We start from the raw sequence: 21,772 nt of genomic DNA, 5'->3' as shown, positions 1-21,772 counted from the left end.
AGGGAATGGTGCTTCTTACTAATATTTTACATCAAAATGAGTAAGAAAAACCATTCAAATCGCTTTTCAAAACGCTAAGCTTAACAACGAGAGGGGGAATTAGATGAGTAATACACAATGGATCTGGCGCTATGCCAAAAAGAACCGGGGAAAAATCATATTGGCAGTCCTGTTTTTAGTGATCAATGCAGCGCTGATCATTGTTAATCCGTACTTGGGAGGAATGGTGATCGATGATGTCATCAATCAGCAAAAAACGCACTTATTGATTCCATTATTGTTGATCATGATCGCAACGACCGTCATTCGTACCATTGTCCGCTACAGTTATCAAATTTTATTTGAACGGGTCGGGCAAAATACGCTATACGATTTACGGGAAGATTTGTATCAGAAGCTGCAAGAATTGGATTTCGACTTTTTCAATCACACTCGTGTGGGAGATATTATGGCACGGATGACTGGTGATACCGATGCCATTCGCCACTTTGTTTCTTGGGTGACCTACAATATCGCTGAATGTATCTTGTGGTTCTTTTCAGCGGTGGTGGTTATGAGCTTTATTGATTGGAAATTGATGTTGGCGCTGGTGGCTGTCACACCGATCATATTTCTGTTGACCAATCGCATGTCTAAGAAAGCACACCCGTTGTTTTTTGACATTCGTGAGAGCTTTTCGCGCTTGAATTCAATGGTGGAAGAAAATATCGGCGGCAATCGAGTGGTGAAAGCTTTTGCTCGTGAAAATTTTGAGATTGAAAAATTTCGCTCTTACAACGAAGATTTTAAGACCCGCAATATGGCATCTGCCAAAGTATCCCGTACCTATCTGCCATGGCTTGATGGCTTAGCAGGAAGTTTGTCAGTCATTGCCTTGATTTTGGGTGGGATCTTCGTTATCAACGGCGAGATGACATTAGGGGATCTTGTTGCGTTTAATGGCTATCTTTGGATGTTGAATAATCCTATGCGCATGAGTGGTTGGTTGATCAACGATGTGCAGCGATTTTCTGCAGCCTGTATCAAAATTCGGCAAATGTTGGCGCAAGAATCGAAAATTCCTGTTCATCAACAAGAAAAATTAGAGCCAATCAAAGGATTTGTAGAGTTTAAAGATGTTTCCTTCCACTTTTCGGATGATCCGAATCAAAATGTGTTGGAAAACATCAACTTCAAAATTGGCCCTGGCCAAACGTTAGGGATCTTAGGGGAAACTGGGTCAGGGAAAACGACGTTAGTGAATTTGGTTGGACGCTTTTATGATCCCACTGAAGGGGAAGTATTGATTGATGGAAAAAACGCCAAAGAGTATCCCGTGCGCCAAATGCGGGAAAACATTTCAATGGTGATGCAAGATGTTTTCTTGTTTTCCAATACCATCTCCGACAACATTGCTTTTGGAAATCCTTTAGCTGATGAAGGCTTTATTCGGCAAATGGCGGTAGTCGCTGATGCAGATACCTTTATTTCTCGGATGCCTCAAGGCTATGAAACGATCGTGGGCGAGCGAGGTGTGGGGCTTTCTGGCGGACAAAAACAACGGATCTCCCTAGCACGGGCCTTAGCCAAAGATCCATCGATCTTGATTTTGGATGATACGACGTCTGCCGTCGATATGGAGACAGAATCGAAGATCCAACAGGAGCTGACAAAATTAACAGGAGAGAAAACGACGTTTATCATTGCGCATCGGATCTCCTCTGTTCGAGAAGCCGATCAGATTCTGATGATGGAAAAAGGACGAGTCGTTGAACAAGGGACCCATGAAGAACTTGTCAGTCTGCGGGGCAAATACTACGAAGTGTATCAAAAACAATTAGGCTTGTCAGGAGGTGAAGACGATGGCGAGAAATAAATTTGATGTGGATGAGGAATTAGACCAGGAGTTTAGCTGGAAGGATTTCAAACGCTTGTCACAATATGTCGTTCCTTATAAAAGAAGTATTGCGAAAGTACTATTTACGATCATTCTGGCAAACTTAGCAGGAATGTTGGCGCCCGTGTTTACAAAGATCGCGATCGATTCATCGATTCCTGAGAAAAATGTCAACCAATTGCTGCTTCTTGGAGCTGCCTTTCTAGTGACCTTGATCGTTATCGGCGTCTGCATGCGTTACCGTATCTACCATATCACGAATATTGGTCAAGACGTATTGAAGGATATGCGCTTTGATATTTTTGAACATCTGCAGCGACTGCCTTTTTCTTATTTTGATACAAGGCCCCACGGCAAGATCTTGATTCGCATCGTAAACTATATCAATACACTGAGTGACCTATTGAGCAACGGCCTGATCAATTTGATCTCGGATGTTTTCAACGTCATCATCACCTTGATCTTTATGTTTGCGATCGACTTCAAATTGACCTTGTATTCCCTTGCGTTGCTGCCAATTTTGTTCATCATGGTGATGGTGATCAAGAATAACCAGCGCAAAGCCTATCAGGTGTTGAGTAATAAACAATCCAATCTAAATGCTTACATTCATGAAAGTATTGCTGGTATCAAGATTACTCAATCCTTTGCGCGAGAAGAAGAAAATGCTGAGATCTTCCAAGAAGTCAGCAATGATTACCGGACTTCATGGATGAAAGCTGTCAAAATTCAGTTTCTGATGTGGCCAGGGGTGCAAAACATTTCAGTCATTACGACTTGTTTGATTTATTTTGTCGGCATTCGTCAGATCGGTGTCGATGTCAGCACAGGTACTCTGATCGCTTTTATCAGTTATATCAATAATTTCTGGAATCCAGTCATCAATATCGGGAATTTTTATAATTCTTTGATTACAGCAACAGCCTATCTTGAACGAATTTTTGAAACGATGGATGAAGTCCCAGATATCGAAGACAAACCAGATGCAAAAGTATTGCCGACGATGAAAGGGACCGTTGATTTTGAACACGTGACCTTCCGATACGAAGAAGGCAAAAACATTCTTTCTGATGTTAACTTCCACATTGAACCTGGGGAAAGTATTGCTTTGGTTGGTCCTACTGGTGCAGGGAAGACCACGATCATCAACTTGCTGAGCCGCTTTTATGATGTCAATGAAGGCAGTGTTAAAGTGGATGGGATGGACGTTCGTGACGTGACGCTGGAATCGCTGCGCTCACAAATGGGTGTCATGCTGCAAGATACCTTTATTTTCTCAGGAACGATCATAGAGAATATTCGCTATGGAAAATTAGATGCGACAGAAGAAGAGATCATCGAAGCAGCGAAGATCGTCCGTGCCCACGACTTTATCACGGAGTTGAAAGACGGCTATCAAACCGTCGTCGAAGAACGAGGAAGTACTTTATCTGCAGGGCAACGGCAACTGATTTCCTTTGCCCGAGCGTTGTTGGCTGATCCAAAAATTTTGATCTTAGATGAAGCGACCTCAAGTATCGATACGAAGACAGAAGAATTGCTGCAAGAAGGATTGTTGAAGCTGTTAGAAGGCAGAACCTCATTTATCATCGCTCACCGACTGTCCACGATCAAAAATTCTGATCGAATCTTTTACGTGGCAGGGGGGACAATCGCTGAATCGGGTAACCATGATCAGCTAATGGCACAAAAAGGCTTGTATCACCATTTGTATCAATCACAATACGACTTATTGCAAGCCATCTAAAAGAATCCCCACAAACGATAGAAACGCATCGTTTGTGGGGATTTCTTTGTGTCCTTCAAGCTCAATCGTTAAGGTCAACAATTCTGGTTCCATGAACTTCTTTTACACCTAGTGTATCGGCAACTTCTTGGGCATTTTCAAAGGAAATGCCACCGCCAGGTAAAATCGTTAAACGCTCACCAGCATAGGCGATCAATTCTTTCAGACGATCGAAATTTGCTTCGATTGGAGTGCCTGCAGCACCACCATGGGTCAAAATCCGCTGTACCCCATGCTCAGCTAACCAATCGATCGCCTTGAATTGGCGCGCTGCAGGAATCGCGTCGAACGCCATGTGAAAAGTAACCTGCAAGCCTTCTGCGGTTTCTAACAGTAGCTCCAATGCTTCTTCGTCCAACCAGCCGCTAGGTGTTAAGCAACCTAGAACAACGCCGTCTGTTCCTAATTTTTTTGCTTCGATCAAGTCGGTATGCATGATTTTCAATTCTGTATCATTGTAAACAAAATCACCGCCCCGAGGTCGAATGATCGTCATAACGGGTATTCCTTTTTCGCCAGCATATTGCAGAACTTCTTCTTGCACGCCGGTACTTGGTGTTGTTCCGCCGACTGCTAAATTATCACAGAGTTCGATGCGCTTTGCACCTCGGGCGATTGCTAAGGGAATATTGGTATAGTTTTCTGCACAAAATTCTTTTAACATGATTTACCTCCATTTGATGGGTGTTCAATTGATTTGTTATTCTATCCACTAGCATTCTACCACAAGAATATGCTAAAGTAGAGCAGAGATGAGGGAAGTTGAATGTTAAAAAAAATCGATCGCGGGCGCCTATTTTTAAACGCCCATTATCACTTGTTTGAATGTCCATTGTGCCGCCAAGCATTTTTCCCGACCGAAAATGGCTTGGTTTGTCCAAATCGTCATCGATTTGACTTATCAAAGAAAGGCACACTTTTCTTTTTGGATCATCAAGTCAAAGCAGATTATGATCAAGCACTGTTTTTGCCGCGTCAACGAATGATCGCTAGCGGCATGTATGCACCAGTCCTTGAGACCATCAAAGCAGCTTTGGGAGATGCTAAGCATCTTTTAGATGTTGGCTGCGGTGAAGGCAGTTTTCTGGCTCAGCTGGTCAATGAAAAGACTCAGGCGGCTGTCGGCTTTGATATTGCCAAGGACGGAGTCTATCTAGCAACCAATCAAAACGTACCAGCTTTTTGGTGTGTGGCGGATCTGACCAACCTGCCGTTTGCTGAAGCGAGCTTTGATACGATTTTCAATCTATTTTCGCCGTCAAATTATGGGGAGTTTAACCGCATTCTAAGAAAAGGCGGACAGCTGATCAAAGTGGTTCCTGCGGCGGACTATTTAAAAGAGCTACGAGCCGCTTTTTATCCTGATAACGAAACAAAACAGCAGTATTCGAATGAACGGGTCGTTAGCAAATTTTTTGAACACTATCCCAACGCATCCCGTCAAAGAGTGACGCATGTTTTTGCGATCCCTGAAGAAAATCGTCAAGATTTACTTGCCATGTCCCCGTTAGAGTGGGGGGCTTCGGAGGAACGCAAAGAAAAGCTGCGACAAACCCCTTTGACACAGATTACGGTTGATGTTGAGGTGTTGATTGCGAAAATTTCCTGAAAATATTTTGAACTTTTTTGTTATTTACTCTTGCAATCATGCCATGGGAGTGATATATTGTTCTCAAGTCATTTTTCATTGGTTTTTATCAGGTTCCTGTTCTGATAAAAGTTAGTGAAAAGAGCTTCACTAACGTAACGACTCGCAGTGATCGACACCGAGTTGGTACGTTTTTTTTATGCCCAAAAAAGCGCCCAAAAAATGTTGTTTCTAGAAAAACAAGCGTGCCAAAATATGGTACTATAGAAGTTATTGAAGTAGTTACTGAGCATGCAATGGAAAACGTAACGTTTAACGACACAAATCAATGCGAGAACCGATCGGCAGTAACCGATCGAAAGGAGTTTTTATCTATGAATCACATCGTTCTTTTTGAACCTCAGATCCCAGCCAATACGGGGAATATTGCACGGACGTGTGCAGCAACAAATACTCATTTACACTTAATCGAGCCTTTAGGCTTTTCAACGGATGACAAGCAATTGAAGCGTGCTGGGCTTGATTATTGGCATGATGTCAATATTACCTATCATAAAGATTTAGCTGCTTTTATGGACTTTTTAGGAGCGCGTCCGTTGTACCTGATCTCGAAATTTGCTAATCGAGTGTATTCTGATGTCGATTACACCGCAGATGACGATCAGTTCTTCATTTTTGGGAAAGAAACGACGGGGCTTCCAGAAAGCTTTATGCGAGAGCATGCCGAAAAATGCTTGCGGATTCCGATGAATGATGAGCACGTTCGTTCCCTTAATCTTTCAAATACGGCTGCGTTGATCATTTATGAAGTTTTGCGGCAGCAAGGCTTCCCAGAGTTGGAATTGACGCATCATTACGAGAACGACAAATTAGACTAAGAAGCGAGGCTTTTTCGATGCAATTATACTTTACCCGTCACGGAAAAACAGAGTGGAACCAAGCACGCCGCTTTCAAGGAATGCTGGGGGATTCGCCGTTATTGCCAGAAAGTTATGACGAGATCAAATTACTCGGTGATTATCTGGCAGCTATTCCTTTTGAGAAGATTTACTCAAGTACATCTTTGCGAGCAAAAGTGACTGCCCAAGAGATCCAAGCAAGACTCCAACACCCTGTTGAAATCATTTATAATGAGAACCTGCGAGAAATCGGACTCGGTGAATTGGAAGGTCGGTCCATCGATGAAATGCATGAGAAGTATCCCCAACAACTGACTGATTTGCGTAATCACTTGGATAGATACGATCCCAGTGCCTTTAAAGGTGAGCCGATCCAAGAAACATTGAGCCGAATCGAGACCGTCGTCATGGATGCGGTGATGCAGCATGAAGGCCCATTATTGTTCGTCGGTCATGGAGCATCCTTTACGGCTGCTATCCAGTGGCTTGCAGGCAAACCATTAGCCGAATTAAGAGAGCAAGGTGGATTAGTCAATAACAGCGTTAGCTTATTAGAGACGAATGAACAAAAAGTATTGCCTTTTAAACTAAAACTTTGGAATGAAGCAAGCTTTTTAAGCAATCAGGCAGGATTAGACGCTTTATTGTAAACCATGAAAGGAGCGGCACCATGATTCCAGAAAGAACGTTTTTTGTCGGCCATGTTGCCGCCATCTTTTTCCAGAATCCCAGCAATTTTTATAAAGTACTATTAGTTAAAGTCACTGAGAATAATGCCGACTACAAAGACTCGGAGATCGTCGTTACTGGTAGTTTCGGCGAAATCCAAGAAGAGGAAAAGTATCGGTTTTTTGGTGAGCTGGTCAATCATCCCAAGTATGGCGTCCAGTTGAAGGCCGAAAGCTACCAACAAGAACAACCAACCTCTGAACAAGGGTTGATCGCCTATCTTTCTGGAGAAAAATTTCCTGGGATCGGCAAGAAGACCGCTGAAAAAATCGTTGATCTTTTAGGAGAAGAAGCGATCGACCGGATGCTGGAAGAACCAACATTGTTGGAGCAGATTCCAGGATTGAATGAAAGTAAGCAAAAAATGATTTTAGATACCGTTCGGCAAAATCATGGGATGGATCAAGTGATCGTTGGCTTGAGCCGTTATGGTTTTGGTAGTCAGCTTTCTTTTGCAATCTACCAAGCCTACAAAAATGAAGCATTAGAAATTATCGAAGAAAATCCTTATCAGCTGGTGGAAGACATTGAAGGCATTGGCTTTAAACGTGCAGATGGCATCGCTGAGCAACTAGGGATCGAAGCATCGTCACCGCAACGGTTTCGAGCGGCGGTCTTGCATCAGATCTTTGCCCAGTCCTTGCAGACGGGTAATACCTTTATCCACGCCCAGGACTTGTTAGAGCAGACACTGCGTTTATTAGAGACGAGTCGACCTATTGAGATCGCGCCAGACGACCTGGCATCAACGATCATTCAATTAGTGGAAGAAGGAAAAATCCAGCAAGAAGAAACTCGTTTATATGAAAACAGTTTGTACTTTTCTGAGTGGGGAATCGCTAGTTCCATCGAACGCTTGCTTTCTCGCAAAAAAGAGATCGTGTATCCTGAGAAAACAATCAGCAAAACGCTGCGAAAAATTGAGAAGCATTTAGGAATCACCTATGGGTCTTCGCAAGAAGAAGCAATCAAAGAAGCCATTCGTTCGCCATTGTTTATTTTGACAGGAGGACCTGGTACTGGGAAAACGACGGTGATCAATGGGATCGTACAATTGTTTGCTGAGTTGAACGATTTGGACTTAGAGCCATCAAAATACAGCGACGAAACCTTTCCGATTCTCTTGGCAGCACCGACTGGTCGAGCCGCCAAACGAATGAACGAAACGACTGGCTTGCCAAGTGGTACGATCCATCGTTTGTTAGGCTTGAACGGACGTGAAAAAGCGCCATCGATCAGTCCAAAAGAATTAGAAGGCGGCTTACTGATCGTCGATGAGATGTCTATGGTGGATACATGGCTGGCGAATACCCTCTTTAAGTCGATTCCTACGAACATGCAAGTGATTTTTGTGGGGGATAAAGATCAGCTTCCTTCTGTGGGGCCAGGACAAGTTCTTCATGACTTGCTAGCGATCAATGCGATCCCGAAACAAGAATTGACGGAGATCTACCGCCAAGGCGATGGGTCAAGTATTATTCCACTCGCCCATGCCATAAAAAACGGGCAGCTGCCTGCAGATTTTACACAAAACCAAAAAGATCGTTCTTTCTTTGCGTGTGATGCTTACAAAATCGAACCGTTGATCGCTCAGATCGTGAAACGGGCAAAAGACAAAGGCTACACGCCGCAAGATATTCAAGTGTTGGCACCGATGTATCGTGGGGCAGCGGGTATCGATGCCCTTAATAAAATGATGCAAGAGATCTTTAACCCCAATGATGGGACCAAAAAAGAGGTGACCTTCAATGATACGGTGTATCGTATCGGAGATAAGGTCTTGCAGTTGGTAAACTCTCCTGAAGATAACGTGTTTAATGGCGATATGGGCCAAATCGTTGGGATCACTCTAGCCAAACAGTCGGAAGACAAGGTCGACGAGCTGGTCATTCAATTTGATGCCAACGAAGTGACCTATAAGCGGAATGAATGGAACAAGATCACGTTATCCTACTGTTGTTCGATCCATAAATCTCAAGGCAGTGAATTTCAAATGGTTATTTTGCCGATGGTTCATCAATACCAACGCATGCTGCAGCGCAATTTGCTATATACTGCTGTGACCCGTAGCAAAGAGATGCTGATTTTACTTGGTGAACCACAAGCGTACCAAACTTGTGTCAACCACGAATCTGCGACTCGTTTAACGACGCTGAAAGAACGCATCAATGGCACAGAAAAAATGACGCCGTTACAACGAGCAAAATTGGCCCAATTTGAAGAAGCGGATGATCCATTTTATGAGGATTCCTCTGTTGACACGAAAGTAAAAACGTCTTCGACGAAGATAAAGGAGCAATCCAGCACTGAAGTTAGTGCTAACAAGCAAGCGGTAGAAAAGACCTCAGATAGTGGGCTTGATTTGTTTGCTTTTGCCGAGACGGAACCGTCAGCATCAAATCAGACAGAAATGGCAAAGCCTCTTTCAGGGGATAAGGTTCTAAGTGAAGGGACTACGGGGGAAGAAGCACTCATCGAAGAAACGCCAAACGATGGTGTATTGACCTTAACGATGGTCAAAAAGCATTTAGTGGATCCAATGATTGGCATGAAGGATTGTTCTCCATACGACTTTATGCCCGCAAAAAATGGTTGATTCAAAGATGAGAAAATACTAAAAAAGGGTCGTTAGTGAGCGCTTTCTTTTGGTTTTTTAGCTTCTTATGCTAAGCTAAAATCAAAAGGAGGCGTTACGTTATGGCGAAAGAAACCGAAGATAAATTAGCAAAATTAGCAAAAGAATCTGGCAACGACTTTAAAAAATTAGATGAGATGGAAAAAGAATTCAAATTGGATGAAAGTCCTGAGTCAGAACGAGGCGATCGGGAAGAATCAGGGTTAGAAAAAACGTTAGATAAGGCGCCGATTTTTCCGCCTAACACACCGAATAACCCAACGAATCCTGGCAGTCCTGGAAATCCATAGCTTGTCCACAAAAATACTATGACAGTCGGATAATCGAGTAGAAAACAAAAAGCCTGAAGAATGCAGCTTCGCATTCTTCAGGCTTTTTTGCAATCGATGAGGTTTACTGTAAATGCTGATAATAATAGATCGCTAATTGCGTGCGATCCCGCAACTCCAGCTTTTCTAGTAATTGACTGATGTAATTACGAATGGTTCCATCACTCAAATACAAGGCATCAGCGATTTCTTTATTATTTTTACCCGCTGCTACTTCTTTGATGATCGCAAGTTCACGTTCGCTAAAAGATGCTTGATTATCTATCGCTGGTTGGTTCTTCATCATTTGCGTGAAGGTCCCGACGATCTCATTCCCAAACACGACTTGCCCATTGTATGCGGCTTTGACAGAAGGGATGATCGCTTGCAGGTTCTGTTTGATCAAATATCCTTTGACACCGATAGAAAAGGCTTCACGAATGTATTCTTGATCTTTGAAGGTGGTCAAAAGCAAGAGGATCGCTTGGGGAAATTTAGCCAGTATTTCTTTGGCAGCAGCGATCCCAGTTTGTTCCGGCATACGGATGTCGGTCAACAAAACGTCAGGACGATGGGCTTCGTAAAGAGCAATGGCGTCTTTGGCACAATGACCGATATCCAACACCTGAATCTCTTCTGTGCTTTCAAGAATGGTTTGTAACGAGGTCGTCACGAACGGGTCATCATCAATAATGACTACAGTAATCATTGGTGTTCCTCCTTTGGTAAAATGATCGTCAACTGAAAGCGTTGGTTTTCTTGCAAAATATGAACTTGACCTTGTAGCTCCTGGACCCGTTGACGCATCGTTTTTAGACCGATTCCGCTGTTTGCAGTTTGGGGTGAATTGACGTCCTCGTTGGTGATCTGCAAACGGTAAAAGGCGGGCAACGTGCGAAAATGCACGACAACGGTTTTGGCATGACTGTGTTTGATGCTGTTGGTCAAGGCTTCTTTGATGACCATTAAGAAACAGTTTTGCTGTGCTTCGCTCAATCCTTCAAACAAGTTTCCTTCAATCGTTACGGAAGAGGGGAAATCAGCAATCATAAACTCTATGGCCTGCGGAAAAGAAATCGAGGTTTCATGGAGATCATGAACACTTTGCCGAATGCGATCCATCCCAGTGTGAACCGTTGCACTCAAATTTGCTAACGGCACATTTAATTTCGGCTCTTGATTGATCATTTCAAGCGCACCAATTTGTAAAATGGCACTCGAAAGTAGATGGCCGACATTGTCATGGATATCTCGCGCGATTCGATTTCGTTCTTCCGCGATTTGTAAGGCTAATTTTGTCTCTTGTGACAGGGCTAATGCTTTGTTTTGTTCCGATAACTGCTGCTGCTTTTCCCAATGGGTATCTTTTGAAGCAATATATTTTTTCTCAAGATCGATCATTCGCTGCTCTTTTTTTCGTAAATAAAAAGCGAAAAGCAGTAGCAGGATGATAAAGGCGAGCTCAGTGGGTGAATGGTTGCCAACCGTCGAAATCAACAAAAAACCTAATAGGAATAAACCATCATCTTGTCTTTCTTTTGGAGCGATCACCCGCATCATTGCGGGCAAAAAGAGGGCAAGCGCTGGCCAAAAGGCACATAGCAGCAACAGAATAACTTGAAAAAACCAGCTTGGTTTCTTAGGCAGCAAATAACTGACGCCAGTAAATAAAACAGCGATCAGCAGATAGATGACTTGCACAGCAACAAATCCTTGGTTTACCAATAAGAACAATGAGATAGCGAGGAAAAAGCCCGCTTCGGTGAGTGGTCGATAGTTCGTCATAGGAGACTCCTTCATTGTGACAAATGTCATGGTTGGTTTAGCCAATCGTCACTAGTTTCTTTCCTTGAACTTTATTATAGTCAGATTAACAAGAAATTTGGAAGGAGTTTTTCATCATGATTATCGAAATTGATAAATTAGTAAAACGCTATGGTGATTTTGTGGCATTGAACCATTTTGATCTGCAAGTTCAAGAAGGAGAAGTTTTAGGATTATTGGGACCAAACGGGAGCGGAAAATCCACCGCCATCAACTGTATGCTCTCTTTGTTAAATTATGACAAAGGGACCATTAAACTGTTTGGATCAATCATGACGCCGGAAAATTATGCCGTCAAGGCAATGATTGGCGTCGTTCCTCAAGATGTTGCCGTCTTTGAAGAACTTAGTGTGCAAGAAAATATCGATTACTTTTGCGGTTTATATGTTGCTGACAAACAGAAACGCCAAGCCTTGATCGAAGAAGTGATTCAATTAGTGGGATTGGAAAATTTTGTGACGTTTCACCCAGGCGAGCTCAGCGGTGGGTTGAAGCGACGATTGAATATCGCCTGCGGGATCGCTCATAAGCCGCGCTTGATCTTTTTAGATGAACCCACGGTAGCGGTCGATCCTCAAAGTCGGAACAAAATTTTAGAAAGTATCAAAGAACTGAATCGTCAAGGAGCGACGATTGTTTATACGACCCATTACATGGAAGAGGTGGAGATTCTTTGTGACCAGATCGTGATTATGGATCAAGGACAGGTGATTGCTAAAGGAACCAAAGAATCTCTAAAAGATATGGTACGGACAGCGGATCGTTTGACCATCGATATCCCCTTACTGCCTGAGCCTGTATTGACAACGATTCAGCAAACCATTGCTTCTGATGGGATCGCCTATAAAAACGGTCAGCTTGAAGTAACAACGACGGAGCTGAATACAGTTTTATTACCGATTCTGACGCTCTTACAAGCAGAGCATATCACTTATGGAAAAATTGCAACCAAAGAAGCCACCTTGAATGATGTCTTTTTAGAGATCACGGGCAAGGAATTGAGAGACTAAAGGAGGGAATCACAATGTTTTGGCATTTTTATAAATACCGCACAAAAGTGTTGCTGCGAAATAAATCCATGCTATTTTGGACGTTGGCGTTTCCTATCCTCTTAGGTCTAATGTTTATGGCTGCCTTCGGGGAGATCGATCAAGCGGGCAATCTAGAAACGATCACAACGGGGATCGTAAAGACTGGAGATCAATCAGCGCTTTCGGAAAATTTTTCCACCGTCCTTGAACAAGTAAAAATCAATGAAAAACCATTATTTGAACTCGAGGAATTACAAGAGGCAGAGGCAGCTGAGAAGCTGACTGCCGGTGATTTAGCTGGGTATTATCTGATTGATGATGAAACCATTTCTCTGCATGTGGGCCAAGCGGGCATGAGCCAGTCGTTGATGAAAAATGTAATGGATCAATTTTTACAACGCACAGCAATCATTGCTAGTAAAGCGGCAGAACTTGAGAGCCTTGATCTGGCACCAATTCTATCGGCTTTTGAGCAGGAAGCGACTTTTCAAGAAGTGAATGCTGATCGTGACATGAGTTTCAAAAGTTTCTATTTCTTTACGTTGATCGGGATGGCGATCCTCTACGGGACGATGTGGGGTGTCCGCAATGTCCAGGATCAGCAAGCCAATCAATCCGCGAATGGTATTCGGCTTTCCTTGATACCAAGGAAACGGACATTGGTTTCAAGTGCGAATTTAGCGGCAAGTTTTACGATTGTGTTAGTCGAAATCTATCTTATCTTAGCCGTCTTTCGTTTTGTCTATCAAGTAGACTTCGGCGAACGTTGGCAGTGGTTACTGCTGGTTGCCGCATTAGGATCATTGTGTGCGATTTTGCTAGGGACATTGATTGGGAATCTGACACCAAAAATGAATTTGGTGCAAAAGGACGGAATTTTGGTCTCCGTGACGATGGCAATGAGCTTTTTTGCCGGGATGATGGGCTCGGAACAAATCAAGTATTGGCTTGATCTGCATGTGCCACTGTTGGGGCAAGTGAATCTCGTCAATTTGATCAGTGAAAGCCTGTATCAATTGTACTACTATACAGATTTGACTAGCTTTTATACCAATCTTCTATGGCTGACTGGCTTTATCGTCCTATTTGCCATCGGGAATGCTTGGATCGAAAGAGGGGTGCGCTATGACGCTTTATAAAACGATTTGGACTTTGCTTAAAGCAAATAAGTCGAACTTACTGATTGGGGTATTGATCACTGTTGTTGTCACATTCTTTTATGCACAAAGCATCGATGTCGAAAACACCTCTTTGCAAGAGGCAAAAATTGCTTTGATCAGTGAGGAGGAGTCGCCTGTCGTGGATGGTCTCCGAGCCTATTTAAAAGAAAAGCAAACCTTGGTCACGTTGGATGGCACCTCGCAAAAACAAATTGATGATGCGCTTTATTTTAATCGTGTAAACATCGTCTTGCATGTGCCAGCAGATTTCACTCATCAAGTTGAGGCAGGCAAGATGCCGACGATCGAGATTCAAAGTCGACCCGATGCCTTTTCTAAAACAGTCGTCACTCAGCAAGTGAACACTTTTTTACAAACAGTCCTTTTGTTTCAGGAGGAAGGCAAAACCGTCGCAGCGGCAATAGAACAAGCGCAATCTGCACTGGCGGTCACAGGGGATGTGAAGCTGAGTGCAGAGTATGGGCAGCGAATGAAAAAACTGTTGACTGGCATGACCTTTAACTTATTGTCTTATGGGCTCTTTCTCTCGGTATTTAGCGGGTTTGGTGTGATCAACTTGGCATTCAATCGCAAAGAAATCAGCAAGCGAAACCAGAGTGCACCACTTCCGAAGCGTGTATTGCAGCGGAAAATCCTTCTAAGTTTGATCAGCTACTCGCTACTCTTGACCTTCGGCTTTCTACTACTGATGGTGCTATTAGTGATTCGCACGTCTTGGGATACAGCAGCCTGGTACCACATTTTGAATACGTTCTTGTTTTTATTGCCAGTTATCAGCTTTTCAGCTTGTGTCACTTCCCTGGTGAAAAACTCAGAAGCAATCGGTGGGATCAGCAATATCTTCATAACAGGAAGTTGTTTTGTCGGTGGTGTCTTTGTATCCGCGAATTTCCTGCCAGATATCGTCAATAAAATTGCAGCGTTTACGCCAACCTATTGGTTTGTACAAAACAATACATTGATCAGTGAAACCCTCACTTATAATCAAGCGTTCACAGAATCCTTTTGGTTCAATGGCTTCGTACTAGTCGCTTTTGCTGCCGTGTTTTCAATGCTCCAATTTATTTTGGGAAGAGAAGGAAGCCGTCGTTGGCAATACCACTCGGCGAAAAATTAATGATCGAACGGATAGAAAAACGATACAAATCAGCAGCGATTTGTATCGTTTTTTTATGGGCACCAGAATAATTGTGAAGCCGTGGTAAAGGTAATATCAAAGGGGCGTTGCCCCATTTCCTCGCCATCTTCTTGTCCATGTTGAGGAACGGTGGAGATGATTCTCAGCTTCGAAGTGGAAAGATGGTGAAAGTAACGTGAATTCATGTGTTTCTTTCGCATCAGTAAGCCGATCAGCCAAAAAATCTTAAAAAGCGACACACGTTCGACAAGAACGAAATCAAACTTTTTCTCTTTGACTGAAGCAGTTGGGGCAATCGCCACACCGCCGCCAAAGTAAGGATGATTGGTCGTGGTACATAAAAAAGCTTTTTTGTAACTGAACTGCTGCCCATTGCACTCAACTAAGATCGGGAAGCCTTTTTGGCGAAACAAAACCCGAATAATCGCAGCGATATAGGAAAAGGAGCCAAGATTAAACTTATTTAGATTGCTTTTTGCCACAGAGTGATTGGTGGTATAGACGATTGCCGCATCAAGACCAATTCCGACATTATTAAGAGCAATGCCATTTTCTTCTTGGATCTGCTCCTCATAACGGATAATGGTCAATTCTTGAGGCTTAGTAGTACCAGCAATTTTCCAAAATGCTTTTTCTGGTTCCCGCGGCAACTCGATACTCCGAGCAAAATCATTTCCTGAACCAGCAGGGATATAGGCAACGGGGATTTGTTGTTGTTCAAGTTGTAACTCTGATACTACTTGGTGCAACGTTCCATCACCGCCGATAACCACCAATAATGGATAAAGCATCTCGCCGTTTTCTAAATAGACCTCATCCCAAGGAATGAGGCGCTCTTTTAAGAGTTTTCGTGTAATCGTTCGTTCATCACCTGGAGACTTTGTTAAATAGACTTGATGGGGGAAACGATGTTTTTTTACGATTTTTTGCACACGTTCCACCGCTTTTTTTCCTCGTCCACTGCCTGAGACAGGGTTCACGAGGAAGTGATAATAATAGTTCATTTTATGAATAGCTCCATATCGTTTTTTCGTTCAATGCGATTAATTATAGCATGTTTCGACAGAAGGAGGGGGGACGATGCCTGAAAAAAAGAGCAAAAAAATAGATTCGACGATTGTGCTTTCTAGGTTCTCAAAGGTTCTTATGTCCACTTTGATCCTCAGGTAACGATGCCCATCGCCGAATCCTATTCAATTAGTAAGGAGTAACTCAAATTCCCACATCCTTTGTCTTTTATTCTAAGTTGACAACAATTCTTTTCTTGCAGAACCTGCTTCGTCTGCTTTACTGGGAATCCTTGCTCCTTACACTTACAGTATAGCAGGTTTTCCTGTTTTGGCAATCGCTTACAACGTTTGTTTTGTGCTTTTTAGAGAATTTTAAACTTTCTAAATGAAAGGTAAAGAAAAAAATAAACTTCCTCTTTTCGCACCAAATTCGGAAGCTGTCGTCCAAGTGTTCCCGAAGTGTGCAAACTGTGAGAAGGCAGGCATTTAGGTTGAAAATTTATTTGAATTTTAGTTCATATTAAAATAATTATAGAGTGTCTAATTATCTTTTTATTAATACTGCTTCCGTTTCACTTGTTAAAAAAATGCGATAGGAGTAAATTAAAGGTGTAAAAAACTTATTTTAGGAGGAATTAGGATGTGTACTGCGCTAACGTATGTAACGAAGGATCATTATTTTGGCAGAAATTTTGATTACGATATTTCTTATAAAGAAGTGGTGACCATTACTCCGAGAAATTATCAATTGAAATTTCGCAAAGTAAGTGAAATAGATCACCATTATGCGATGATCGGGATTGCTGCTGGAGTCGCTGAATACCCACTCTATTATGATGCGGTCAACGAAAAAGGCTTAGGTATCGCTGGTTTGAATTTTCCAGAAAATGCTGTATACAATGAGTTTCAAGAGGGGAAAGAAAATGTCACGCCTTTTGAATTCATCCCATGGATACTAGGACAATGCGCTACCGTGGAAGAGGCAAAAGCCCTGTTGGCGAAGGTTAATCTGGTAAAGATCAATTTTAGTGAAGAACTACCATTATCGCCATTGCATTGGATGATTGCTGATAAAAAGAGCGCCATCGTTGTTGAGAGTATGAGTGATGGTCTTCATATTCATGAAAATCCGGTCGGGGTCTTAACGAATAATCCGCCATTTAACTACCAGTTATTCAATTTGAATAACTACCGTGTGTTATCATCGAAAACACCAGAAACGCATTTTTCTGACAAGCTGGATTTTGATGAGTACAGTCGTGGAATGGGGGGCTTAGGTCTTCCAGGAGATCTTTCTTCGATGTCTCGTTTTGTCAAAGCGGCATTTACCCGATTGAATTCCGTTTCTGGAGAATCTGAATCCGAAAGCATTAGTCAGTTTTTCCATATTCTAGGTTCTGTCGAACAGCAAAAAGGACTATGTGATATTGGAAATGAAAACTATGAATACACGATTTATACTTCTTGCTGCAATACAGATAAAGGGATCTATTACTATCGTACGTATGAAAATAGTCAAATCGTTGCAGTCGATATGAATAAAGAAGATTTGGAAGGCAATGTACCGATCGCTTATCCATTAGTTGAAGACCAACAAGTATTTTTCAGTAACTGATCCATTTTTAAAACCCCATCTCAATGCCGTTTTGAGATGGGGTTCTTTTTCTGCTTTGTTTCAAACCGAATCGCTCTGACTCGGTGTTGCCTTCGTTTGTGCAGTGCGTTTATTGGGAAATGGGAAAAAGCGATTCACCAGTATGGCGATCGTCATGCCTATGAAGCTGTCAATAATCCGATTAAAGGCATACAAGTATGATTCAGTTTGAGGAATCATAAATAAAATCGTCAATAGTGTGGCACAGGCGCCAACTGTTCCCTCGGAGTAATCAAATTTGACCAATAAAGCGATCATCAACATGATCACTAAAGGGATCGCAATGATTTGTATAACGGACGAATGTCCGAAAAAGTTAAATATCGCAATACAAAACACGGAAGCGATTGCGCCAAAGCTGTTGCCGGCAATCCGATGTTTCCCGTATTTGACAGTGTTTTCATGGTCTTCTCGTAATGTGAAAACAGCTGTGATCGTCGATACAACATACGTTTCACGATTCAAAAGAAAACTAATCAAAATACATAGAAATACGCTAATGCCAGTTTTTACATTTCTTAAGCCAAAGGTCAATCCAAATAATTTCAATCATGCCATCCTCTCAAAACAATTTCAACGAAATAGATTATACCATATCGCAAGCACTCATATTTTAGATTTTCAGAAAAATGAACAACGATTCTTTCATCGTGCGTTGAGAGGTAAATTCTACCAGTAGTCGAAAAGCTAGTTTTATCCTATGCACTTATCAACTTTGAGTATTGAAAGGAATACAATAAGTAAACCTAACTTAAAATGAATTGATTTTCGCATTCCTCGTTTAAAGCTCCTTTCCATTTCCATGAGTGATCCTTCTTTTGATTTTTCAGTCCTGTTATCATTTATATAAGTTGTTTTGATAAAAAACTACTTATTGTTTATAAAAAGTTTGTTTTTTAGATATTATATTGAGATAATCAAAAATAAGGATGGGATAAAATGAAAAAAGTTTCTGTATTACTTGTTTTCTTACTTGGTTTTGTTGTTTTTCCAGTGACAGTTTTCGCTGCTTCTTCACCGAGCGTGAGCTATCAAACGAATGTCCAGTCTCAAGGGTGGCAATCATGGAAAACAAACGCTCAGACGTCAGGGACTACAGGAAAAGGGAAGCGACTTGAAGCAATCAAAATAAAAATTACAAACGAAAAATATAAAGGAAGTATTGAATATAAAACATCCATTCAGAAACAAGGATGAGAAAAATCTTTTAGAAAAAATGGTGCGCTATCTGGTACAAGCGGTAAGGGGCAACGTTTGGAAGCGATCCAAATCAAACTTACCGGTGAGATCGCTAAATATTATGATGTCTATTATCGAGTCAATGCACAACAATTTGGCTGGATGGGCTGGGCAAAAAACGGGCAGTCCTCAGGAACTTCTGGCTTTGGCTTTCAATTGGAAGCAATTCAGATTAAGCTGGTAAAAAAAGGTGGGAAAGCACCTGGAACGACGAATAATGGCTTTCGAGATGGACGAAAAAAATATGTAGATAAACGGGGCAAAGGGTTGATCAAAGGGTCAAAACAAAAGATTTATCACCTGCCGGGCAGTCAATACTATAAGAAAACGACCAGTCCGATTCGTATGTTCAAGACAGAGGTGGAAGCTTACAAAGCGGGCTTTCGACCAGCTAAATAGAGAAAGACTCAGTCAATGTGTACACAATCGGGCACTTGAAACTGGTTCGATCACTATAAACAATTCCTTCACCTCAGCGGGAAAGGAGTTTTTTATTCCATAGTATTTTTTGCTAGATATGAGGATTCACAAAGTAAGTTTACTGGCTGCCCGCTTTATAGGCTGATCCTTTTTTTAGCGAGGTTTCAGCACAAAGCTACCATCTTCATCGTTCATTCCTTCAATAAATGTAAAAATAATATTTTTACCATCTCTTTCAAGGAAGAAGTAGGACATCTCAGTTTCATATTCTGGATCTTGCATCACTAGCTGATTGTCTTCAAGGGTATAGTTGTAGGTATACTCGAATTCTTCCCAGACTACCCCATCAAAAGCTACTCCAAGCTCTTCCAGTTCATCATCTTCTTCTGATTGTAGCGAGCTATTATCGGTACCAATAGTAAGATTCGTTTCACTAAATGTGGCTGTCATCACTGCATACTCACCATCATCATCATCTATCTCAATAAGCCAGTCATTTTTTTGTAAGTCTTCTTTTGTGATATTTTCATTACCATTACCATTTCCACAACCAACAGCTATGACCATCAGAAGGAGAGTTATTAAGCTGATCGCTATTTTTTTCATTATTACAACTTTTCACCTTTTTATTTTTGTTTATTTGAGTATATTGTAACATATTTATTGCGTACCTCGTTAAAGTAAAAAAATATGATTATCCATCACGTGATTTGCGACATCGATTACAAGTGCTTCTCTCCCTTCTTTTTTTTAGTTTTGCTATCTGAAAGATCAGCATGACTAGCGGTACTTTTTTATTAGTAAGCGTAGGCTTTGCAAGAGTATTTCTCATTGAGTTTGCTTTCCAAAAGTATGCTTTTATTGGAAGCCGAAAAGAAAAGCTACCCCATGAGCCGTGACTAGCTTGTTTAAGTAGAATAAAGAAGCACTGAATGAATGGCAATCGGTGAGAAACTTGACTTAGAAAAAGCTTTTAAGGTGATTTAGAAAAGGATTTGGCTGGTTTAACATTGATATATGGCTATTAATGTGTATAATAAGTACTTGTGCGAAGCGCACCGCGGTTCATCAACCATCCCGCGTAATCAAAACTCGGAGAAAGTAGGGATCAAATGGAAAAATCAACAAATCTAACCAATCAACGTTTGCGTGTCGTCGCAGCCAATGGGATCATTATGGCACTTTATGTTGCTGTAACGGTTCTGGTCGCACCAGTCGCCTCAGGAGCGATTCAATTCAGAATATCTGAAGGGTTGAATCACTTAGTCGTTTTCAACAGAAAATTGATGTGGGGTGTCGTCGGTGGGGTCGTTGTGTATAACTTGTTCTTTGGAATGGGGATCTTGGATGTCGTATTCGGCGGTTTCGGAAGCTTTTTAGCCTTAGGAGCAACTGCCTTGGTACATAAGAAGATTCCAAATGTTTTCTTAAGACTCGCATTTAATACAATTGTTTTTTCATTAAGCATGTTCCTGATTGCGATTATGCTAAACATCACCTTAGCATTACCTTTCTGGCCAACCTTTGCAACAACGGCATTGAGTGAATTTATCGTGATGACGATCACTGCACCTGTGATGTATATCATCAATCGTGCCGTTCGTTTCGATAAGCGCGTTTAAAAAAAATCTTGTTTTTTGCTTTGATGGTTCTCAAAAAACAAGAAAAAAGATCATTCCTTTCTTTCTTAGGAATGATCTTTTATTTTATTCTGCTTTTAGGTCTTCGATCTCCACAACTTTGAAATTTTTTGCTTCCAGTTGAGAAACGATCTTGTCGCATAATTCTTTTGATGTGTTCGCTGGTAAAGTGATCATCGTACGACGGATAAATTCATCTTTACCGATATCCAGTGTGATACAGCTGGCAATACTGCTGTATTTTGCGATTATTTTTGCGATGACTGCTAAGTCGCCTTGTTGACCAGTTGATGCGATCGTCAACACATAGCTTCCTTGCTCAACACTCCATGACTGTGACAACATGTTCAACAAAGAACTGTGTGTCAAGATGCCATAAAATTGATTGTTTTCATCTAATACAGCAATATAAGGCAATTCTTTGATCGTGAAGAAAACGTTAAAGAAAGAAGAATTGACATAAATAAATTTGGTCGCATTTTTTAGTAGATAAGTGACTGGCAAAGTCATGTCGCCGCCGTTTGCTTTGTGGCGATAAATGTGCATTTTATAAATATTTCCTCTGAAAATCTTGCCTGATTCATCTAGGATAGGCACACAACGATAACCAGATTCTTCCAAAATTGCCAGCGCTTCTTCTAAAGTAGCTGTTTCTTTTACCGTTGTTAAATCGCGTTTTTTGTAAACCATTGTTTTTAATAACATAATTTTCCCTCCCAAATACCCATTTAACACCATTATCATACCACAAAATTAGAAGAAACTATATTTTTACGACAGAAAATCAAAAATTGACACATTCTTAAATAAATGG

At 41.6% G+C, this 21,772-nt stretch carries 21 protein-coding genes and 1 pseudogene; 15 read left to right on the top strand and 7 right to left on the bottom strand.

The window, feature by feature from the left end; genetic code table 11:
- Window positions 1–103 precede the first annotated feature (103 nt).
- Together IGI69_RS10005 and IGI69_RS10000 are read left to right on the top strand one after the other, a co-directional pair.
- Entirely contained in the window at window positions 104–1,855 is a 1,752-nt protein-coding gene (locus IGI69_RS10005; protein ID WP_010749432.1) for an ABC transporter ATP-binding protein, read from the top strand.
- The gene (locus tag IGI69_RS10000; protein ID WP_016610838.1) at window positions 1,842–3,623 is read left to right on the top strand and encodes an ABC transporter ATP-binding protein; all 1,782 of its coding nucleotides are present in this window, start codon (window positions 1,842–1,844) and stop codon (window positions 3,621–3,623) included. Before IGI69_RS10005 ends, IGI69_RS10000 begins: the two co-directional genes overlap by 14 nt.
- Before the next feature lie 61 nt (window positions 3,624–3,684).
- Here the strand turns inward: IGI69_RS10000 and IGI69_RS09995 are convergent, their stop codons facing one another.
- A complete protein-coding gene (locus IGI69_RS09995) occupies window positions 3,685–4,326 on the bottom strand; it encodes a copper homeostasis protein CutC (protein WP_015509972.1) in 642 nt (213 codons plus the stop codon).
- A 102-nt stretch (window positions 4,327–4,428) separates the two neighbouring features.
- On the opposite strand from IGI69_RS09995, the gene IGI69_RS09990 reads away from it, so the two are divergent.
- From IGI69_RS09990 to IGI69_RS09970, 5 genes are all read left to right on the top strand, one after another.
- The gene (locus IGI69_RS09990) at window positions 4,429–5,271 is read left to right on the top strand and encodes a methyltransferase domain-containing protein (RefSeq protein WP_005229724.1); all 843 of its coding nucleotides are present in this window, start codon (window positions 4,429–4,431) and stop codon (window positions 5,269–5,271) included.
- Between the two features lie 353 nt (window positions 5,272–5,624).
- The gene (gene trmL, locus IGI69_RS09985; RefSeq protein ID WP_005229727.1) at window positions 5,625–6,128 is read left to right on the top strand and encodes a tRNA (uridine(34)/cytosine(34)/5-carboxymethylaminomethyluridine(34)-2'-O)-methyltransferase TrmL; all 504 of its coding nucleotides are present in this window, start codon (window positions 5,625–5,627) and stop codon (window positions 6,126–6,128) included.
- A 17-nt stretch (window positions 6,129–6,145) separates the two neighbouring features.
- On the top strand, window positions 6,146–6,799 hold the full coding sequence (locus tag IGI69_RS09980) for a histidine phosphatase family protein (protein WP_142968244.1): 654 nt from the start codon (window positions 6,146–6,148) through the stop codon (window positions 6,797–6,799).
- 20 nt (window positions 6,800–6,819) lie between these two features.
- Entirely contained in the window at window positions 6,820–9,474 is a 2,655-nt protein-coding gene (recD2, locus tag IGI69_RS09975; protein ID WP_438740692.1) for an SF1B family DNA helicase RecD2, read from the top strand.
- 101 nt (window positions 9,475–9,575) lie between these two features.
- Window positions 9,576–9,803, top strand: coding sequence for a hypothetical protein (locus tag IGI69_RS09970; RefSeq protein WP_005229738.1), 228 nt, complete (start codon window positions 9,576–9,578; stop codon window positions 9,801–9,803).
- A gap of 103 nt (window positions 9,804–9,906) precedes the next feature.
- Here IGI69_RS09970 and IGI69_RS09965 read toward each other — a convergent pair whose 3' ends face one another.
- Both IGI69_RS09965 and IGI69_RS09960 read right to left on the bottom strand, forming a co-directional pair.
- Window positions 9,907–10,530, bottom strand: a complete 624-nt coding sequence (locus IGI69_RS09965) for a response regulator transcription factor (RefSeq protein WP_438740689.1) — start codon at window positions 10,528–10,530, stop codon at window positions 9,907–9,909.
- Window positions 10,527–11,636: a sensor histidine kinase gene (locus tag IGI69_RS09960; protein ID WP_438741523.1), complete on the bottom strand. Its 1,110-nt coding sequence runs from the start codon at window positions 11,634–11,636 to the stop codon at window positions 10,527–10,529. Before IGI69_RS09960 ends, IGI69_RS09965 begins: the two co-directional genes overlap by 4 nt.
- Window positions 11,637–11,722: 86 nt before the next feature.
- Between IGI69_RS09960 and IGI69_RS09955 the strand changes: the two genes are divergently transcribed.
- From IGI69_RS09955 to IGI69_RS09945, 3 genes are read left to right on the top strand one after another with little or no spacing between them, the layout of a single operon-like run.
- Window positions 11,723–12,655: an ABC transporter ATP-binding protein gene (locus tag IGI69_RS09955; RefSeq protein ID WP_015509966.1), complete on the top strand. Its 933-nt coding sequence runs from the start codon at window positions 11,723–11,725 to the stop codon at window positions 12,653–12,655.
- Window positions 12,656–12,669: 14 nt separating this feature from the next.
- Window positions 12,670–13,815, top strand: a complete 1,146-nt coding sequence (locus tag IGI69_RS09950; RefSeq protein ID WP_121261029.1) for an ABC transporter permease — start codon at window positions 12,670–12,672, stop codon at window positions 13,813–13,815.
- Complete coding sequence (locus IGI69_RS09945) at window positions 13,802–14,974, top strand: ABC transporter permease (RefSeq protein WP_016610845.1); 1,173 nt, start codon at window positions 13,802–13,804, stop codon at window positions 14,972–14,974. Before IGI69_RS09950 ends, IGI69_RS09945 begins: the two co-directional genes overlap by 14 nt.
- Window positions 14,975–15,027: 53 nt before the next feature.
- Here IGI69_RS09945 and IGI69_RS09940 read toward each other — a convergent pair whose 3' ends face one another.
- Entirely contained in the window at window positions 15,028–15,999 is a 972-nt protein-coding gene (locus IGI69_RS09940) for a diacylglycerol/lipid kinase family protein (RefSeq protein WP_121261031.1), read from the bottom strand.
- 646 nt (window positions 16,000–16,645) lie between these two features.
- Here IGI69_RS09940 and bsh point away from each other — a divergent pair.
- Window positions 16,646–17,620, top strand: coding sequence for a choloylglycine hydrolase (gene bsh, locus IGI69_RS09935; protein WP_121261033.1), 975 nt, complete (start codon window positions 16,646–16,648; stop codon window positions 17,618–17,620).
- A gap of 60 nt (window positions 17,621–17,680) precedes the next feature.
- On the opposite strand, the gene IGI69_RS09930 is transcribed toward bsh, so the two are convergent.
- On the bottom strand, window positions 17,681–18,208 hold the full coding sequence (locus IGI69_RS09930) for an FUSC family protein (protein ID WP_074535165.1): 528 nt from the start codon (window positions 18,206–18,208) through the stop codon (window positions 17,681–17,683).
- Between the two features lie 390 nt (window positions 18,209–18,598).
- Between IGI69_RS09930 and IGI69_RS09925 the strand changes: the two genes are divergently transcribed.
- The 3 genes and pseudogenes from IGI69_RS09925 to IGI69_RS09915 all read left to right on the top strand — a co-directional run bounded on the left by IGI69_RS09925 (window position 18,599) and on the right by IGI69_RS09915 (window position 19,297).
- A complete protein-coding gene (locus IGI69_RS09925) occupies window positions 18,599–18,856 on the top strand; it encodes a hypothetical protein (protein WP_074535166.1) in 258 nt (85 codons plus the stop codon).
- A 21-nt stretch (window positions 18,857–18,877) separates the two neighbouring features.
- Window positions 18,878–18,934, top strand: a pseudogene (locus tag IGI69_RS09920) (hypothetical protein); the annotation flags it as partial.
- A complete protein-coding gene (locus tag IGI69_RS09915; protein ID WP_081343849.1) occupies window positions 18,914–19,297 on the top strand; it encodes a sunset domain-containing protein in 384 nt (127 codons plus the stop codon). The pseudogene IGI69_RS09920 and the gene IGI69_RS09915, both read left to right, overlap by 21 nt.
- A gap of 174 nt (window positions 19,298–19,471) precedes the next feature.
- Here IGI69_RS09915 and IGI69_RS09910 read toward each other — a convergent pair whose 3' ends face one another.
- The gene (locus tag IGI69_RS09910; RefSeq protein WP_142968240.1) at window positions 19,472–19,924 is read right to left on the bottom strand and encodes a hypothetical protein; all 453 of its coding nucleotides are present in this window, start codon (window positions 19,922–19,924) and stop codon (window positions 19,472–19,474) included.
- 506 nt (window positions 19,925–20,430) lie between these two features.
- Between IGI69_RS09910 and IGI69_RS09905 the strand changes: the two genes are divergently transcribed.
- The gene (locus IGI69_RS09905) at window positions 20,431–20,940 is read left to right on the top strand and encodes a QueT transporter family protein (RefSeq protein ID WP_005229760.1); all 510 of its coding nucleotides are present in this window, start codon (window positions 20,431–20,433) and stop codon (window positions 20,938–20,940) included.
- A gap of 84 nt (window positions 20,941–21,024) precedes the next feature.
- Here the strand turns inward: IGI69_RS09905 and cbpA are convergent, their stop codons facing one another.
- Complete coding sequence (cbpA, locus tag IGI69_RS09900; protein WP_005229762.1) at window positions 21,025–21,663, bottom strand: cyclic di-AMP binding protein CbpA; 639 nt, start codon at window positions 21,661–21,663, stop codon at window positions 21,025–21,027.
- Between the last annotated feature and the right edge of the window lie 109 nt (window positions 21,664–21,772).

This window comes from Enterococcus sp. DIV1083b, from assembly GCF_051713705.1.
Taxonomy (GTDB): domain Bacteria; phylum Bacillota; class Bacilli; order Lactobacillales; family Enterococcaceae; genus Enterococcus_D; species Enterococcus_D casseliflavus.
This window is presented reverse-complemented; position numbering and strand designations above follow the sequence as displayed.